The organism is Alkalicoccus urumqiensis (assembly GCF_002993335.1).
GTDB lineage: Bacteria > Bacillota > Bacilli > Bacillales > Salisediminibacteriaceae > Alkalicoccus > Alkalicoccus urumqiensis.
In genome coordinates, this window is record NZ_PVNS01000001.1 from 207,979 (window position 1) to 226,128 (window position 18,150).

16 protein-coding genes are annotated in these 18,150 nt (G+C 55.2%); 7 read left to right on the forward strand and 9 right to left on the reverse strand.

All coding sequences use genetic code 11. The annotated features are described in order from the left end of the window. Position 1: 1 nt before the first annotated feature. Entirely contained in the window at positions 2 to 556 is a 555-nt protein-coding gene (locus C6I21_RS00825; RefSeq protein ID WP_105957696.1) for a GNAT family N-acetyltransferase, read from the reverse strand. 108 nt (positions 557 to 664) lie between these two features. Between C6I21_RS00825 and C6I21_RS00830 the strand changes: the two genes are divergently transcribed. After that, a complete protein-coding gene (locus C6I21_RS00830) occupies positions 665 to 1,606 on the forward strand; it encodes an arsenic resistance protein (protein WP_105957528.1) in 942 nt (313 codons plus the stop codon). Between the two features lie 9 nt (positions 1,607 to 1,615). On the opposite strand, the gene C6I21_RS00835 is transcribed toward C6I21_RS00830, so the two are convergent. Next, positions 1,616 to 2,047, reverse strand: coding sequence for a hypothetical protein (locus tag C6I21_RS00835; RefSeq protein ID WP_105957529.1), 432 nt, complete (start codon positions 2,045 to 2,047; stop codon positions 1,616 to 1,618). Positions 2,048 to 2,505: 458 nt separating this feature from the next. Beyond that, positions 2,506 to 3,396, reverse strand: a complete 891-nt coding sequence (locus C6I21_RS00845) for an AraC family transcriptional regulator (protein ID WP_105957531.1) — start codon at positions 3,394 to 3,396, stop codon at positions 2,506 to 2,508. A gap of 119 nt (positions 3,397 to 3,515) precedes the next feature. Between C6I21_RS00845 and C6I21_RS00850 the strand changes: the two genes are divergently transcribed. Further along, positions 3,516 to 3,764, forward strand: a complete 249-nt coding sequence (locus C6I21_RS00850) for a hypothetical protein (protein ID WP_105957532.1) — start codon at positions 3,516 to 3,518, stop codon at positions 3,762 to 3,764. A gap of 118 nt (positions 3,765 to 3,882) precedes the next feature. Here C6I21_RS00850 and C6I21_RS00855 read toward each other — a convergent pair whose 3' ends face one another. From C6I21_RS00855 to glmS, 4 genes are all read right to left on the reverse strand, one after another. Beyond that, positions 3,883 to 4,212 (reverse strand): hypothetical protein, encoded by a 330-nt coding sequence (locus tag C6I21_RS00855; RefSeq protein ID WP_142393192.1) that lies wholly within the window; start codon positions 4,210 to 4,212, stop codon positions 3,883 to 3,885. Continuing rightward, complete coding sequence (locus C6I21_RS00860; protein WP_245411499.1) at positions 4,209 to 4,865, reverse strand: HAD family hydrolase; 657 nt, start codon at positions 4,863 to 4,865, stop codon at positions 4,209 to 4,211. Before C6I21_RS00860 ends, C6I21_RS00855 begins: the two co-directional genes overlap by 4 nt. Positions 4,866 to 4,885: 20 nt before the next feature. Then, positions 4,886 to 5,332, reverse strand: coding sequence for an NUDIX domain-containing protein (locus C6I21_RS00865; protein WP_105957535.1), 447 nt, complete (start codon positions 5,330 to 5,332; stop codon positions 4,886 to 4,888). Between the two features lie 77 nt (positions 5,333 to 5,409). After that, positions 5,410 to 7,212, reverse strand: coding sequence for a glutamine--fructose-6-phosphate transaminase (isomerizing) (glmS, locus tag C6I21_RS00870; RefSeq protein WP_105957536.1), 1,803 nt, complete (start codon positions 7,210 to 7,212; stop codon positions 5,410 to 5,412). Between the two features lie 1,030 nt (positions 7,213 to 8,242). Here glmS and C6I21_RS00875 point away from each other — a divergent pair. The 5 genes from C6I21_RS00875 to C6I21_RS16250 all read left to right on the forward strand — a co-directional run bounded on the left by C6I21_RS00875 (position 8,243) and on the right by C6I21_RS16250 (position 13,795). After that, the gene (locus C6I21_RS00875; protein ID WP_105957537.1) at positions 8,243 to 9,691 is read left to right on the forward strand and encodes a PTS mannitol transporter subunit IIBC; all 1,449 of its coding nucleotides are present in this window, start codon (positions 8,243 to 8,245) and stop codon (positions 9,689 to 9,691) included. A 34-nt stretch (positions 9,692 to 9,725) separates the two neighbouring features. Continuing rightward, entirely contained in the window at positions 9,726 to 11,792 is a 2,067-nt protein-coding gene (locus tag C6I21_RS00880; protein WP_105957538.1) for a BglG family transcription antiterminator, read from the forward strand. A 15-nt stretch (positions 11,793 to 11,807) separates the two neighbouring features. Beyond that, positions 11,808 to 12,248: a PTS mannitol transporter subunit IIA gene (locus C6I21_RS00885; RefSeq protein WP_105957539.1), complete on the forward strand. Its 441-nt coding sequence runs from the start codon at positions 11,808 to 11,810 to the stop codon at positions 12,246 to 12,248. Then, positions 12,245 to 13,390, forward strand: coding sequence for a mannitol-1-phosphate 5-dehydrogenase (locus C6I21_RS00890; protein WP_105957540.1), 1,146 nt, complete (start codon positions 12,245 to 12,247; stop codon positions 13,388 to 13,390). Before C6I21_RS00885 ends, C6I21_RS00890 begins: the two co-directional genes overlap by 4 nt. A 138-nt stretch (positions 13,391 to 13,528) precedes the next feature. Next, positions 13,529 to 13,795, forward strand: coding sequence for a hypothetical protein (locus tag C6I21_RS16250; protein ID WP_181186017.1), 267 nt, complete (start codon positions 13,529 to 13,531; stop codon positions 13,793 to 13,795). 680 nt (positions 13,796 to 14,475) lie between these two features. Here C6I21_RS16250 and C6I21_RS00900 read toward each other — a convergent pair. Further along, entirely contained in the window at positions 14,476 to 16,443 is a 1,968-nt protein-coding gene (locus C6I21_RS00900; RefSeq protein WP_105957697.1) for a phospholipase D-like domain-containing protein, read from the reverse strand. Positions 16,444 to 16,768: 325 nt separating this feature from the next. Continuing rightward, positions 16,769 to 18,136 (reverse strand): phosphoglucosamine mutase, encoded by a 1,368-nt coding sequence (glmM, locus tag C6I21_RS00905; protein WP_105957542.1) that lies wholly within the window; start codon positions 18,134 to 18,136, stop codon positions 16,769 to 16,771. Positions 18,137 to 18,150: the final 14 nt, after the last annotated feature.

Below are 18,150 nucleotides of genomic sequence, written 5' to 3' on the forward strand. Positions count from 1 at the left end.
ACTACCCCTCCTTCGTAAAAAACGCATCCGGGTACTGCACCGTACCCTCCGTCCATGACAGCGCGCCGGGCACAAGCTCTTTTACCATCCACGCCTCCGCCGGCACATCAAACGGCGCCGTAATCCCGTGACGCCCCGCAGGCTCAAACCCGAACCGCGGATAATACTCCGGATGCCCGAGCAGCACGACAAGCTCAAATCCAAGCTCCTCGGCACGCAGCAGCGCCTCCTCGATCAGCGCACTGCCGATCCCCGAACGCTGCTTGAACGGATGCACACTCATCGGCGCAAGCGCCAGCACCTTCCCCGACGCCCCGACCGTCACCCGCGTCAGCAGAATATGCCCGCACAGCTCATCCGTCTCCGCCACCAGCGACAGCTCCGGCACAAACGCCTCCGACTCCCGGAGACGCCGCACAAGCCGGTGCTCCGACTGATCACTCATCTCCTCCAGCCGGAACGCCGCCTCCACCAGCGCCTCCACCTCAATATATTCCGCCGGACGCTCCGGCCGGATTACCACTTCATCCGGATAAAACGACGCTTCCTTGCCCATGATTTCCTCTCCTTTTTCCACAGCCTGTTCCATTCTCGTCTGCGGCAGGTTCTTTTCTTATCTTAGCACACCTGGTATTCTTTTCTACAGACGAAGAGGAGGGGTGTTATGAACCGGCTGGAAAAGCTGTATCCCGTTTTTATCCTGACTGCGGCTGCAGCCGGTCTGGCTCTCGGCACGGTGGATGCCGTTCCCCCCGCGGCACAGGCTGTGATCACGCCGTTTTTAATGATCATGCTCACCGCGGCATTTTATCCGATTTCCTTTCAGGGACTGCGTGCGGCATGTTCCAGCCGTCGTTTTGCGGGCGCAGCGCTTTTGATCAACTTTGTCTGGACGCCTCTGTTCGCCTGGGTGCTGGCGGGGCTGTTTCTCGGGGACCACCCGGCGCTCTGGATCGGCTTCGTCATGCTCATGGTGACGCCGTGCACGGACTGGTACATTGTTTTCACGAAGCTTGCCCGCGGGAACATGGCGCTCGCTGCGGCGCTGCTGCCGCTGAATCTGGTGCTGCAGGTTCTGCTGCTGCCGGCGTATCTGCTGTTATTTACCGGCGCCTCGGGCACGATCGCGCCGGGCGTGTTGATCGAGACCATCGTGTTTATTCTCGGCATCCCGTTTCTGGCAGCTGCTGCACTCCGCTTTGCTGCATCAGCGCGCAGGAACTGGAAAAAGCGGATCGATGCAGTCACCGCTCCGCTTCCCGTTCTCTTTTTATGCCTCGCCGTCGCGGCGATGTTCGCGTCACAGGGGACACTGCTTCCTGCCAACATGGAACTTCTCCTGCTGCTTCTCATGCCCATTCTGCTGTTCTTTACGGTCAATTTCGGCATCAGCTGGTTCGGCGGGGGCTTTATCGGACTGGACGGCGCCGGGCGCGTCAGCCTGACGATGACAACACTCGCACGCAATTCGCCGGCCGCCCTCGCGATCGCTCTGGCGGCATTTCCCGGCGAACCGCTCATCGCACTGACGCTCCTCATCGGCCCGCTGCTGGAAATTCCGGTGCTCGCTGCGGTGACGCAGCTTTTACTCCGGCTGCGCGGCTGAGCTAGGCGGTCAGCCGTTTTCCTCCACCTCAAATTCGGCGGTTTCGCTCACGAGTGTGCCGTTGTGATGCCACTGTACGGTAATGGGCATGGCCTGATCGTTGGAGACCGCTTCGAGAAACGCGGGATTCAGCTCTCCGCTGGAACGTACCTGCTCCACCGTTTCACCGGATTCAACACTCGGAAAGGCAGAGGTGGCCATTTCCACCTGATTCCGCTCGGACGATAACGACGTAATGATAACGCGCTCAGCGGGATGCTCTTCCCCGAGGTACGTTGCAGCAACCACGACTTCTTCCGCAGCGTCGCCGCCGGCTGAACCTTCCTCGATCGACAGCTCGATCTTCCAGTGCTCGGTTTCTTCCTCCAGCTGATACTCCCGCTCTTCACCGCCTGTACAGCCGGCTAGGAGCACCGCTCCAATCAACAACCACTTCATCATTCTACCGCCTCCCTGCTGCTTCCTATTTTACACATTGGGAGAAAAAAGGAAAAGAAGCGGAGCCGGTTTTCTTCGAAGCTGTGCAGCTGCTTGGAAAAACGCGGACCACGTCCGGGCGTTTTCGGACCAGGATCGGCTTTCGACGGACCAAAAACTGCGCTCATCGCAACAGAATTCCTCCGTACCGGACCAGGCCGCCTGTATCGGACCAGAAAAAACAGCGATCGGACCAACTTTCAAGCCTACTGGACCAGGATTTGCTCCAGCCGGACCAGGAACGGCGGGCTGCACCGGCGCGGTTTATTGAACCGGGCGGTTTCATGGCGGTCTCATCCGCCGGCGTGGCGGTCTTGGAAGGAGACGTGGCGATCTTTGAATCCACCTGCCGCCGGAGCCCGCGGCGGCCCATCTGCTCCAGACAAACGGCGGACTGCTTCCGCAGCCCGCCGTCGTCCACGTTACTTAGAAGTTCCGCCTTCTTTCGCCAGTACCGGAATCCAGATCTCGCAGGATGCCGGCGCTTTCTCTCCTTCTCTCCAGTCCATCCAGAGAATTTCCGGGCCTTCCCGCTGCTCATAGCGGACGGCAGGGAACCATTCCGCGTAAATATTCCCCCACGTTTTCTGAAGCTCGTCGGGGAAATCTCCCTCCGCGGTAAACACGGCCCACGTGGATGCCGGCACAGAAAGTGTCTCCCATCGATCCGGCACTTCTCCTTCGACGGCTGCACCGATATAATGATCCAGCTTCCCTTTTTCCTCCATCCGGCCTTCCGAGAAATTGGTCGATGCCTGTACGATGCCGCCTGGTTCGGTGTTGGACAGCTCCTTCAACGCACGCAGATCATCCTTGGAAAGCGACGCCCACATATCGGTAATGTGCGGGTTTTCTCCTTCAAATTGAATCGGCACTCTTTTTTTGATTCCGGCAAGCGCGAACGCTTCTTTATCAACAATACGATAGTTCATACTTGTCCCTCCTGTCATGTGAATACGGACGGAGACGGGCGGATACAGCTGCAGGCTTTTTTCTCCGGCCGCCGCTTCCGACGGCGTCATGCCGTGCACCTGGCGGAAAGCCCGCGTGAAAGCATCCGGAGACTGGTACTGATATTTCACAGCAGCGTCCAGCACGCGGAGCTTCCCGCCCATCAGCTCTTCTGCAGCACGTGACATCCGGCGGCGCCGGATGTATTCCGAGACCGGCACCCCGGCGAGAAAGGAAAACATCCGCTTAAAATGAAACTCCGAGCTTCCCGCGCGGCGCGCAGCTTCCTTCAGGTCGATTTCTTCTGTCAGATGAGCTTCGATATAGCGGACAGCCTCATTCCACGCCTGTATCTGATCCATTTCCTCTCCTCCTTCACTATGTACTGTAACAGGATATTTCTGCGGTCATCCGACAATTCGTGCCCTTTTCTGCAGGGAGAGTTTTTCATATAATGAGGGAAGAAAGGAGAGATGTTTTTATGGCTGCACCTCGAAACAGCTGGGCCGAAGCGAAAAAGAAATGCCGCTTGAATCAGGCGGACATTCAAATGGCTAAAGAACTCGGCATGTCACCGAAAAGCCTGCTGAAAAATATCCCCTCCAGGCAGGAACCGTGGAAGCTTCCGGTGAAGCAATGGATACATGAATTATACGAAGACAAATTTGGATTCGTAAAACAAATGAATGGCGGGAAGCAGCAGCCAAAAGAAGACGACCTTCCATTTTAACGAGGAGGAACGAATCCATCCGGTCTTCTGCTCAGCGGAACCCGATGAAGCATTTTGTCGAAGTCGACGGCTTCGTCGTACCTAAAGATCTATTCCGCGGGAAATAACTCCCCCGCTCCTACTCGTTCCACGCTGCGGAAGGAGAAAACTGAACGGTATATGCAGCTCCAAGCTCCTGCTGCAGCCGCCGGGTCAGTTCTTTTCCTTCAGCATCGTGCTGCGATGCTTTTTCCGCTGCATCAGGCAGTGCGGCGTCGTTTTCCCAGTCGATCCATGTTCCATATCGAAGCATCCACTGCCACAGCTCCTCCTTCAGCTCCGCCGTTACCGGCAGTTCCTCAAGTTCCAGGTTCGCTCCGCATACAGCACACCAGACCGGGTCGGCGGAGAAATCTCCTTCCACCTTCAGCTGCTCGTTCGTTCCGTCCCCGCATTCACACTGCATCACTGGTTCCACCTTTCCATCACTTCCGGAACGTCCAACAGCCGGTCGACCACTGCATCTGCGGCTGCCGGCTCCACTCCGGGTCCTCTTTTCCAGATCGTCCTCATTCCCACGCCCTTCGCTGCTTCGATGTCATTTATGGGGTGGTCACCGATGAACACACTGGCTGCGGGCGCCACGTTCAGCCGTTTCAGCGCCTGCATAAAAATCGCCGGATCCGGTTTTTTCACTTTTTCCCACTCTGAAATAAGCACGATGTCCATATAGGCTCCGATATCGAGCGCGTCGATGTTTCGCTGCTGAAAATGCCCGCGGCCGTTGGTAATGATACCGAGCAGAAGGCCGCTCTCCCGTAATGACCGCAGCATGGCATGCAGCCCGGAGAAGCCCTGTGCCTCTTCTTGAAACCGATCCACGTAATCATCCAGCAGTACTTTCCAGGAAAGCTTCAGCTGCGGAAATTCCACCGCCAGCTGCTGATAAACGCGGTCCTTCCAGACATACCCGCCGGCATCGAGCTCCAGAAAGCGGCGGATGTAAGCCGTTTTTACACCCGCTCCGTTCCAAAACCGGTCGTACTGATGATCGATGAATGCGCGCACCGACGTGTCCCGGTCCAGAAGCGTTCCATCGAGGTCAAATAACACTGCCTTCACCCGCAGCCCTCCGTTCTTTTTCATCCGTGCTTCCCGGTAAAGCAGTCCAGCACCAGAACCGCCCGCGGATCGATTTTCTCCGGAAGACGGTCGAGAGGAAAGTATGCCGTTTCCAGACTCTCCTCGTCATGCTCTTCCGCTGTTACGGAGGCTCCTTCTGCTGCGTACACAGCGATAATATTGTACACTTCATCACCGTTTGGATACTGATAGTACAGCGCCTGTCCGGAAAGCATGTCCACGAACCGGAAATTTTCAGCGGTGAGCGATGTTTCTTCAAACAGCTCCCGTGCTGCTGTCTCTTCCAGACTTTCTACCCGGCTCCAGTGCCCCTCCCGGGAGCCCCCATTCGTTGGTGTCTGAGCGCCGCTGCATGAGAATATCTTTGTTTTCCGCCTGTACAATAATGGTAGCACCCGGGAGAATGAGCGGCCGGCTCCCGATGTGCTCCCGCATGTCGTTGACATAGTTTCCCATATGTATCACCTCTGCTCTTAACTATATCAAAAGAGGCAGCCCGCGGTGGACTGCCTCTTGTTTTTCTTTATTCTACAGTAACACTTTTTGCCAGGTTACGCGGCTTGTCGACATCGCAGTCGCGGTGCAGCGCAGCATAGTAGGAAATGAGCTGCATCGGCAGGACGCTGACGAGCGGCGTCAGGTATTCGTGCACGCGCGGAATGACGAGCGTATCGCCTTCATCCTCGCAGCCCTCCATGCTGATCATGCAAGGGTTGGCGCCGCGGGCAACGACTTCTTTCATGTTACCGCGGATGTTCAGGTTCACGGCCGGCTGTGTCGCCAGACCGATAACCGGTGTGCCGTCTTCAATCAGTGCAATGGTGCCGTGCTTCAGCTCGCCGCCGGCGAAGCCTTCCGCCTGAATGTAGGAAATTTCCTTCAGCTTCAGCGCACCTTCCTGGCAGACGTGGTAATCCAGCGCCCGGCCGATGAAGAAGCAGTTGCGGGTCGTGCTGAGGAAATCACGCGCCACCTGCTCGAGCTCTTCTTTGCGCTCAGTGAAGATTTCCATAGCGTTGGCGACGATCGCAAGCTCCTGAAGCGGGTTGAATTCCATTGTCACGCCGCGCTTCTGTGCCGCATCAACAGCGAGAATGGCGAAAACGGCCATCTGCGCTGTGTACGCTTTCGTGGAAGCCACCGCAATTTCCGGACCGGCGTGCGTGTGGAGCGTGTATTCCGCTTCACGCGAAAGCGTGGAGCCCGGCACGTTCGTAACCGTCAGTGTCGGATGACCGAGTTTTTTGACGTTGACCAGAACGCCGCGGAGGTCGGCTGTCTCTCCGCTCTGAGAAATAAAGATAAAGAGTGGTTTCTCGCTTAAGAGCGGCATGTTGTATAGAAACTCACTGGCGATGTGGGTTTCTACCGGAATGCCGGCAATCTTTTCGATCATTTCTTTTCCGACGAGGCCGGCGTGATAGCTCGTGCCGGCTGCGATGATATAGATGCGGTCCGCCTGCGTAACAGCTGTGCGCACATCTTCATCGAGCTTGATGTTTTCGTTCTCATCCTTGTATTTGGAGATAATGTTACGGATGACAAACGGCTGCTCGTCGATTTCTTTCAGCATATAGTGCGGGTAGGTACCCTTTTCAATATCGGTTGCATCGATCTCTGCAATATAGGAATCCCGGGATACTTCATCCCCGTTCAGCTTTTTGATCTGTACGTTGTCACGGGAAACGATAACGACTTCCTGATCTTCAATTTCGACAAATTCATTTGTCACCTGAAGCATCGCCATCGCGTCGCTTGCAACGACGTTGACACCGTCGGCAAGGCCGATGAGAAGCGGGCTTTTGTTTTTCCCGACGTAAATCGTTTCCTTGTCGTCGTTATCGAGAAGGGCAATCGCGTAGGACCCTTCGAGACGGCTCAGCGTTTTCCGGAACGCCTGCTCTGTCGTGAGCCCTTCCTTGGCAAACAGCTCCACCAGCTGTACGATGATTTCCGTATCTGTCTCGGAAATCATGGACACGTGGGGAAGCAGTTCGCGGCGGAGCTGCTCGTAGTTTTCGATAACGCCGTTGTGTACGATCGTAAAGCGTCCGGCCGAGCTCTGGTGCGGGTGCGCATTCTGCTGGCTCGGCACCCCGTGGGTCGCCCAGCGGGTGTGTCCGATACCTGTCGAGGTCTCCGTGGAGCCGTCGACCACATCGCGGAGTGCAGCGATCCGTCCTTTTTCTTTAAAGACGTGCACGCCCTCATTGTTTGCGACCGCAATACCAGCAGAGTCATACCCGCGGTATTCAAGCTTTTCCAGTCCCTTTAATAGAATCTCTTTTGCATCTGCTGTTCCGATATATCCAACAATTCCACACATAATAAATATCCTCCCTGGGAGCAGGGCGGATGCGGGGCATCCGCCCCACTCTTTATCGTAGTCGTTTTTTTTGTAGGTTCAAGCCAGCTGATAAACGTTTGTTCAGTGAGTCGCCTCACTGGTTTGGTCTATCATTACGGTTGTGGCCGGCAACCGGGAGGCATCCGCCGAAAACAATCGATAACCTCCTCCTCGTCAACTGCCGCATCGGGCAGTTCAGGCGCTTTATAAAAAGGGCTTCCTCACGATCCTCCTCTCTTACACATGAATGAACACATCATACTACAGCACGGCAGACACGGTCAATTGCTTTTTTCCCGTTTCTGGAATCTATCCATGTCTTTTTTATGACACGTCTCCCCGCCATCTCCGCAGCACTATGTTTGACGCTGCGTGTCCCGGATTTGTTACAGGTTTTCTGCTAAAAAATCAGCGGCCCCTGAACTTGATAACAGATGTGCCTGCCGGCTTACGAGAAATGTACCATGGAGGCCTCGACACTTTCTCTACAAATCCCCGGGATTTTGGAGCCTGGAAATGTATTTTCCTCAAAAACGACGCTCGTAAACGGACGATTCCGCTGCCCCGGACGTTTCTATGGCGGTGTTTCAGCTTATCGTGGCGGTCTCTTCCCGGCGTATGACGATCTTCCGCTTCCGCGTGGCGATTTTCTCTGTCTTTGTGGCGGTCTGCTGCCGGTGTGGCTGTTTCCCCTGCCCGCATGGCGATGTTTTCTGCCACCGTGGCGGTGTTGAAAGCTGTCATGGCGATCTCACCGCAGTCTATCCGCAGAAATCCGGACGGCTGCGTAAACGAGTGAAGAATACGCGAAAACAGCGGTCATGTGTCAGACCAGTTCCATCTGGGTCCATCCTTCTGCCGGTTCCCTTCATTACAGTGATAACGCTTACTTTTTCAATAATGTCAGGAACGGGTGTGACGAAATTGGCTTTAGATTGTGTTGTAACAGCGTTGGGAGCGCTTTATGATGAAAGTAAGTCATTACTACATTTTAAAGGGGGCTGACGTGATGTCAGAACAAAAATCAACGTTTCGTACGAAGATTCAGCGCTTCGGTAGTTTTCTGAGCGGAATGATCATGCCGAATATCGGCGCATTTATTGCCTGGGGGCTGATCACCGCCCTGTTCATTCCCGACGGATGGATTCCTAATGAAACATTCGCCGAACTTGTCGGACCGATGATCAACTTTCTTCTGCCGCTTCTGATCGGTTACACGGGCGGTAAAATCGTCCACGATACCCGAGGCGGTGTCGTCGGTGCGACCGCCACGATGGGTGTCATTGTCGGAGCCGAGATTCCAATGTTTATCGGCGCGATGATCATGGGACCTCTCGGGGGGTATTTAATTAAGAAAATTGACCAGGCTCTCGAAGGAAAAATCCGCTCCGGTTTTGAAATGCTCGTCAACAACTTCACGGCCGGTATTCTGGCGATGATTCTCGCCCTGCTTGCCACCGTCGCCATCGGCCCGACCGTCGCCGGAGTCAGCGGCGCGCTTGCAGCCGGAGTCGAAGTCATTATCTCCGCCGGACTGCTTCCGTTTGCCAGTATCCTCATTGAACCGGCGAAAGTGCTTTTCTTAAACAATGCGATCAACCACGGTATTTTAAGCCCGATCGGCCTCGATCAGGCAGCGGATGCCGGCAAATCGATTCTGTTCATGCTTGAAACAAATCCGGGACCAGGCCTTGGTGTCCTGCTCGCTGTGATGCTCTTCGGTAAAGGTTCTGCCAAGCGGACCGCACCGGGTGCAGCGATCATTCACTTTTTCGGAGGCATTCACGAAATTTACTTCCCGTATATTCTGATGCGCCCGATCCTCATTCTTGCCGCCATTGCCGGCGGTATGACAGGCGTCTTCACGTTCCAGCTGTTTAACGTCGGACTCGTCGCCACACCGGCACCGGGAAGTATCGTCGCCTACATGGCAATGACGCCATCCGGAGACCACCTCGGCGTGCTTGCCGGCATATTCATGGCCACACTCGTTTCCTTTGCTGTCGGCTCCCTCATTCTGAAAACGACGAAAGCGTCGGAAGAGGAGGACGTGTCCCAGGCAGCGGCGAAGATGGAAGAGATGAAAGGAAAGAAGAGCAGCGTTGCCGCTTCGTTCAGCTCGGAAAGTGCCTCCACGATGGCCGCGACCGGTACGGAGGATTCAGCAGAGAACATTCATGTGACCAACCCGGATAAGATTATCTTTGCCTGCGATGCAGGTATGGGATCCAGTGCCATGGGCGCTTCGATTTTACGTGATAAAATTAAGAAAGCAGGTCTCGACATTGCGGTGACGAACACATCGATCAGCAACCTGCCGGAGGATGCCGATATCGTCATTACCCACAAGGACCTGACACCGCGTGCCAAAGAAAAGCTTGCTTCGGCAGAACACATTTCGGTCGACAACTTCCTGAACAGCCCGGAATACGAAAAGCTTGTTGAGCGCCTGAAGTAAGACGAAGTCACTTTTAGGAAAGGAGGGATCCGGCATGTACGTCTCGGCAAGAGACCGCCGCATTCTGGAAGAGCTTAGCACTCATCCGGACGGGGTGACGATTAAAACGATTGCGGACCGGCTCGATGTGAGCGAGCGTACGATTCACCGTGATCTTGCTTCCTTTGACAGTCTGCTGCGGCCGTATGAATTGACGCTGGAGAAAAAGGCCGGCCGGGGCATCCGGCTGGCCGGCTCCAGTGAACAGCTGGAACAGTTCCAGGAGGATGTATTCGATTCCGCCCCGTTTGATTTCATGCCCGAACAGCGCCAGCTCCTCTTAACGTATAAACTGTTGACCGCACTTGAGCCGGTGAAGCTGACCGCCCTGGCCTCCGACCTCCACGTCGCAGGTGCGACAGTCAGCCATGACCTGGACGCGGTTGCTGAAAATCTGGAGCAGTATCACTTAACGCTTCTCCGGCGGCGCGGATTCGGGGTGCAGGTGACCGGCAGTGAAGCGGCAAAGCGGCGTGCGATACGCGGCCTTTTGAGCGACCAATTAAGCGACACCGAGCTCCTCCGCTTCATCCGGCGCCATCACACGGCAGAACCGGGAGAACGGAGCCAGTCGATCTCGGATCAGCTTCTCGGCTTCGTCCGTACCGACAGGCTGTCGCAGATTGAAGCGGCGGTCGATGCGTTAAACCAGCGGCTTGATACGCCGATTGCAGACTCTTCCTACATTGCACTCGTTGTGCACCTGGCTCTCGCGATGGAGCGGATCAGCCAAGGGGAAAAAGTCGACATGAAGCCGGAGCTTCTTGATCAGCTGGAAGAGACAGCGGAATACCCGTACGCCGAAGCGCTCGCGGAAGAACTCGGCCGCATTTTTGAAGAAGTCATTCCGAAAGCGGAAGTCGGCTACATTACGATGCACCTGCGGGGTGCAAAACTGCAGTCCGGTTCCTCGGGGGACACCTTTTCGGACAACCTGCTGCTGACGAGGCGGCTCATGAAACATGCGAGCCTGGCAAGCGGCGTCGATTTCACCAGGGATACGTCGCTTGAGGAGGGGCTCGCTGCCCACCTCGGCCCGGCACTCTACCGGATGGAGCAGGAAATGACGATCCACAACCCGCTTTTGGAGACGATTCAGAGCAATTACACCGAGCTGTACAGTCAGGTGAAGGAAGCAGCGGATCACGTGTTTCCCTACGACGTGCCGCCCGATGAAATCGGCTATCTTGTGCTTCATTTCGGCTCCGCCCTGGAAACAGGAAGCCGCCAGAACGTTGACCATGTGTATGTCATCTGTTCGAGCGGCATCGGCTCCTCCAAATTGATGGCAAGCCGCCTTCACCGCGAGTTCCCGGAAATCCGGAAGCTCATTCAGATGTCGCTGTTTGACCTCGGCAGCCGGAATCTGGGCCCGGAGGATGCAGTGATTTCCACCATTCCGATCGATGCAGAGCATATTGATTACATTCAGGTAAATCCATTTCTGACCGATGAAGAAGTGCAGCGGGTGGCGCGCTATTTGAGCCGGAAAGCCGCCCCGGCATACCGGGAGAAAAACGAGGTGGAGGAAGACCCGGCCGGCGCGCTTCAATCCATGCAGGAGCAGCTGAACAGTACGATGCGCCTGCTCCACCACACAGCGGTGATTGAAGACACGAACACGCTTCCCCTCTGGACGAGTATGTACAACACGATGGAACTTCTTGCATCCAAATCGCTTGTAAGCGATCCGGAAGCTGTCACCGATGCGCTGCAGAAACGGGAGTCGCTTTCCGGCATCGGGCTTCCCGGTACGGCGCTTGCCCTTCATCATGCGCGTCACGCTGCAGTGAAGGAACCGGTGTTTCTCCTTTTGGAGCGGCAGGAACCCGAGCCGGTAAAAGCGATGGACGGCTCGACAATCGAGGCCCGGCGCATCGGCATTATGCTTGCCCCCGAGGAACTTTCCGAGCAGCAGGCAGCGATGATGAGCACGATCAGCGGCATGCTCGTACAGAATTCCGAGAGTACAACCCTGTTTGAAACGGGTACAGAAAAAGACATCAAGACGTTTATGAGCAGTCAGTTTCTATCGCTGCTCCGCAGTCACCCATACGAATAAAAGGAGAGATACATCATGACGAAAGCCATTCTGCCAGAAGAAAACATCCGTTTGAACGCACACTTTTCCTCTCAGGAGGAGGCGATCCGCGCTGCGGGAGAAATCCTGCAGGAAGGCGGATACGTAGATGAAGCGTATATTGCGAAAATGTTTGAGCGCGAAGAGATTACGTCGACCTTCATGGGCAACTACGTCGCTATTCCGCACGGAACCGATGACGCCAAATCAAGCGTCCACGCTTCCGGACTTTCGGTGCTTCAAGTGCCGGACGGGGTTCCTTACGGCGATGGCAATACAGCAAAGCTGATCTTCGGTATCGCCGGAAAAGACGGCGAACACCTGGAGATCCTCTCTAAAATAGCGATCCTCTGCTCGGAGGAAGCAAACATCGAAAAAATGCTCCAGGCATCGACGAAAGCGGAGCTGCTCGACATGTTCTCCGAGGTGGAATCATGAAAGCCGTCCACTTCGGTGCCGGAAATATAGGCCGCGGTTTTATCGGCCAGCTTCTGGTGGATGCCCGCTGTGAGCTGACGTTTGCGGACGTAAACGATACGCTCATTGAACAGATGAAACAGGCGGATGCGTACACCGTTCATTACGCGGAGCCGGAGCACCGGCAGTTTACAGTCAGCCCCTTTTCCGCACTCCACTCGGTGCATGATGCGGAGGCGCTGACAGAGGCGCTCCGCGGGAGTGACTTGATTACGACGGCCGTCGGTGCCACCGTGCTGAAGCACCTTGCCCCGGCTGTTGCCAAAGGCCTCCTTGCCCGCCCGGCGGATGCACCACCTGCCGCCGTCATTGCCTGCGAAAATGCCGTCGGCGGAACAGACCTGCTCGCCTCCCACATCAAAGAACTCGTCACCGATGCCGAATGGGAGGACATTCAGTCCCGGGCCGTGTTTGCCAACGCCGCCGTGGACCGAATCGTTCCGGTACAGAAACTGGAGGAGCCGCTCGATGTTCTCGTCGAGCCGTTTTACGAATGGACCGTTGATGCCTCCGCCTTTTCGGTCGATCCTCCGGCAGTGGAGGGCATTCATTACGTGGAGAACCTCGATGCCTACATCGAGCGGAAGCTGTTTACCGTGAACACCGGCCACGCCGCCGCTTCCTATATCGGCGCGCGGCGAGGCTATGAAACGGTGCAGCAGGCGATGCAGGATGGCGATGTGGAAACAGCGGTCCGCCAGGTGCTTGCAGAAACCGGCCGCCTTCTGCGGGAGAAATACGGATTTGATGCCGGAGATCATGAAACGTACATCGACACAACCGTCGAGCGGTTTAAAAATCCCGAGCTTACCGACGGCATCACCCGCGTCGCCCGCCAGCCGCTGAAAAAACTCGGCGCCGGTGAGCGGCTCGTCAGCCCGGCCGTACAGCTTCTGTCCCGCGGAGAACAGGTTCCCGCGCTCGCCCGCGTCATTGCCGCGGCCACGTTCTACGACCACGCGGAGGACGAGGAAGCCGTGGAGATGCAGCAACGGATTGAAGCAGAAGGCCGCATCGGCATGCTGCAGAACTGGACCGGCCTGGAAAGCGGCCACCCGCTTTTTAAGGCCGTGGAAGAGGCGCTGCCATCGGTACGTCAATAAACTAAAATAAACCAGGCAGAAACCGTCTGGTCTTAAAAGAAAAGAGAGGTCTGTTGAATAGTTTCCCGCTTTTTGCCTGCACCTGCAGCCGTACGCGTTCCGGAGGGAGTTCGAAAAGCGGAAGCGCCCTGGTCACGAGTGACCAGTCCTGGAACCCCTGCCGAAGAACGCTGCTCTTTGCTTTCTTCGGCAGGGCTGAAGGAACCAGAGCGGGTGCTGGAGCTGGACAATGCTTCGTTTCAAGAAGCACGGCTCCGCGCGGCCGCGCCGCAGGGCAGAAGATCACTGCCCGGCAGCTCAAACCAAAGGCCGGCTCCGCTCGCGCTCTCAGCCGCTGACCGCGGCATGGATTTTCGCCTCGTTCGGATCCTCCCGGAGTCGACGGCCTCCGGTTTCGGCAGGTAGAAAGAAAACGCTTGTTAGAAGCGGTCCCTTCTTCGCAGAAAATGCTGTCATTCAATCGAATTGGAATAGACCATCATTACCTTATAAACATCGTTCCTGCTATGAATCCTTTGTATTTCATCTCTATTTTACTGCGCTTCGGAGCGTTCGGCAGAGACGCCGGTGGGATCAAGCGCAGTCTGAAGATCCTTTCTCAGGGCGCAGGCCATGAGAAATAGCTGAAGACAAGCCCACGGCAAGCTTCTGCCGGGTAGCGGAGAAGCTCTATCAACAAAAACAAACGGCACATAGATCAGAACGTTGAAATGCTATAACCCTTGGCATCCCTGCTCGGAAGAGGCTTCGAATTTTATACTTTCTTGTACTTAACACAAAAACAGCGGCGGTCTATTTACGTAGATCTGCCGCTGTTTTTTCGTTTGGGCCGGGAAAGCAGATGGCCCGCCATGAGTTTTGGCGGGCGGTTATATGATGGGGGTGCTGCAGATCAGACCGCCATCATAGCCGGGAAGACCGCCATATCAGCCTTTGAGATCGCAACGATCAATCGCAACACCGCCACGCGGCCGGCGAAGACCGCAACGGGAACGTCCGAAACGCACCTCCCTCCTTTCTATCAAACAGAAAAACGCCTTCCCGCCCGGACGTCCGGGCAGAAAGGCGTGCTGGTCTCCCTTGATTTACTGAATGCTTCCCCCGGCATCGAGGTACCTGGCGTTCATTTCCTGAACGAATTGATTCGTGATTGCTTCATCGTGAATAAACAGCATGTTCTCATCATTCACGTTATTGCCGTTGTTGCTCCAGTTCGTCGCTCCCATGATGACCGTCGGATCGCTGTCAGTATCGGCATCGATCACCATCGTTTTGCTGTGGAGCTTCCGGCTTTCATTATCTTTATACACCGGCGCCTCGTTGGCCCAGCGGATGTTCGGATTGTTCTCACTTTCCTGAGCGGCTTCCTCCCCGCGCATTTCGATACTGGCCGACCACCACTGATTCCAGAAGCTTGAGTCGTAGACGCCCTTCACATCAAACCCAGTCCGCTCGCCGACATTATCTTCATACGAATTTTCCCATTTATACTTCAGTTCATCCACGAGCGCCTGATCGCTCCATGCAAAGATAGTGAACAGAGCGCTGTAGTCCGCTTCTTCTTTCACGTACTCTGTCATCGTTCCGACAGCGTTATCCGACGGGGAAAAATAACTCTGCACCGGGACACCGTCGACATCGATCTGGTGAACCGTGTTGTCTTCTTTTCTCGTGTTAAAGTTGGAAACTGCCGGGTCCGGCTGCATTCCCTCACTTCCCCACATTTCATTAAATTCTGTTGTATAAATACCAGCAAGCTCCGGCCAGTTGATTTCTACCACGTGCTGTTGGTTGCCACCCAGAACCCCGTTCTCCATATTCTCTTCTGTCCCGTACAACCCGGTCACGGTAAAATTCCAGCTGCCGGTAAAGACCCATTCCTCATCAATTACGGCAAATTTGTTATGCATCTGCGTGCCGACACTGTAGTAGGAATCCTCACCTTTTTCTTCTCCTTCCACAAACAGACGGCCGGTTTCTTCCCCATTGCCGACTCCCACCGTCACTTCGTCGATATCCGTTACCGCCGGCAGATCATATTCCGCCCGTTTCGTACTGTCCTCCACGGCAAACATCGGGGACTCGGAAAACACCTCGACGTCATCAGTCGTGCCGATTTCGCCATCCGCGCCGCGGACAAGCTGTTCTAATAGAAGGCGCATCGTTTCATACCGCTCTTCGTAATGAGGATCATCCGCATCCTTCGCATCTGCGATCACCCGCACATCAATGCCGTCTGCCGCACGCTCCGTCAGCGTATCGATAATCCCCGGGAGATTGATTTCATATGTCTGAAGATCAATCGACGTTTCTGCTTCGTTCAGCCGTTTAATCAGACGATCCTCTAAGTTCACGTTATAATTCGCTTCATTTCCCTCCGAGGAAAAGGACGTGTCCGCGCACTTGTTAAAGTAAACGTTTATCGCGCCCAGGTCTTCAGATACCTGATTCAATGTTTCCGTCGTATTTGTACAGTTTACCTGCGCCGCGTCTTCAGAGGAGGCTGCTGTGTTTTCTCCGCCCGGTGTGCCTAAACCGGCAGAATAATCTGTTTCTGCATCGGTCCAGTTTTCGGAGTCGGTTCCCGGAGCGGAAGCATCCACCCTTGCCATCGCCGCTTTCGTGGCATTGTCACCGGCGTGCCAGTCATCCACTTCATCTTCCAGGCCGCCGTCGTCTCGGCGGAGTTCTATGTACTCTCCTGTATTGCCCAGGTTGCCGGTGTAAATCAAGTCTGCCTGTGCATCCGGTACACTGCTGTCATCGGTCCGCTCCAGCAGGTAATATCCGCCTGCTTCAATGCTTCCTTCCAACTCCACAGCCGGTGTTCCGTCCTGCGCTTCCAGCGTCCAGCCGTCCAGCGATACTGCTTCTGATCCGGGGTTGTACAGTTCCATCCATTCGTTGGTGTAGCTCTCTGTTGTCCCCATCCATGCGATTTCATTAATGACGACCGGCGCGGCCGCTTCTGCCTGCTCTCCGGGGATAACCGGCACGAGCAGGACCGCTGCCAGAAACGCAGCCGCTGACTTCTTCCATCCAGATCCTCTCATCGTAACACTCCCTTTCTGTAAAATGGCAGCAGAAAAGCGAAGGTCCATTTTCTGCCTTTCCTCTATATTTTACTTTCATAAAGGAACAAACGATCGTTTCCACTTCAGGCAGATGAAATTATGTTCAATGATGAATTCAGAAAATTTCAACTATATAAAATACTACGATGCTGTTCACAAGTTTGTCAATACTTGTCGAAAATTAGTTCTTCCTCCTCGTTCTTTTCCCTGCCTTATTTCTCCCTCGTTCCCTAAATCAACCCCCCCGCACTTCAACGCAGAAATCCCGCAGTGCCGGTGGACCGGCTGCTGCGGGATGCACATTCTATTCGAGGGAGCCGAGCTCCTGCTTAACGATCGTTACGACTTTATCCACGTACGTGTCGCACACTTCTTCACTCGGTGCTTCGGCCATGACACGGACGAGCGGCTCGGTGCCGGAAGGGCGGACGAGAATACGGCCTTCGCCCTGCATTTCCTGTTCGACGGCGCGGATTTCATCAGCAATGACGGTGCTGTTGTACAGCTCATGCTTGTCCTGCACGCGCACGTTTACAAGCTTCTGCGGATACTTCGGCACTTCTGCGGCCAGTTCAGACAGCTTCATGCCGCTTGCTTTGACGATCTGCACGAGCTGCAGTGCAGAAAGCAGGCCGTCTCCGGTCGTTGTATGATCCAGGAAGATGATATGCCCGGACTGTTCGCCGCCGAGGCTGTACCCGCCGCTGCGCATTTCCTCCATCACGTAGCGGTCGCCGACAGCGGTCTGTTTTGTTTCAATACCTTCGCGCTCCAGCGCTTTATACAGACCAAGGTTACTCATCACGGTTGTGACAAGCGTGTTGTCCTTCAGGCGTCCTTTTCCGGACAGGTACTTCGCGCAGATATACAATATTTTATCACCGTCAACGAGATCACCGTTTTCATCCACCGCAATCAGGCGGTCGGCATCGCCGTCAAACGCAAGTCCGATATCGGCGTTTTTCTCCTTCACGAGGTCCATGAGCGGCTCCGGATGCGTCGATCCGACACCATCATTAATGTTTACACCGTTCGGCTTGGAGCCGATGCAGTGAATATGGTCGGCTTCCAGATCGGCAAACAGGTGATTTGCGAGCGGCGAAGCGGCACCGTGGGCACAGTCAATCGCAATGCTCAGTCCGGAGAAATCCGTTTCTACCGTCTGCTTCAGGTAATGCAGGTACTTCTGTCCGCCTTCAAAATAGTCATTGACGATACCGATGTCCCCGCCGGTCGGACGCGGAAGGTCGTCTTCCATGTCATCCTCCTGATGCAGCAGCTTTTCAATTTCATCCTCCTGCACATCGAGCAGCTTAAACCCGTCGGATCCGAAAAACTTAATGCCGTTATCCTCCACCGGATTGTGCGATGCGGAAATCATTACTCCTGCATCGGCACTCAGCGCTTTCGTCAGAAACGCCACACCCGGCGTGGTGATCACACCCAGACGCATTACTTCCGCACCGATGGACAGAAGTCCTGCCACGAGGGCATTCTCCAGCATCGGTCCGGAAATGCGGGTGTCGCGGCCGATCAGAATCTTCGGCTTATCCGTTTCCTTCGCCTTCGTTAACACATAGCCGCCAAAACGGCCCAGCTTAAAAGCAAGCTCCGGAGTTAACTCCGTATTCGCCTTTCCGCGTACACCGTCCGTTCCAAAAAACCTTCCCATAGCATGAATCGCTC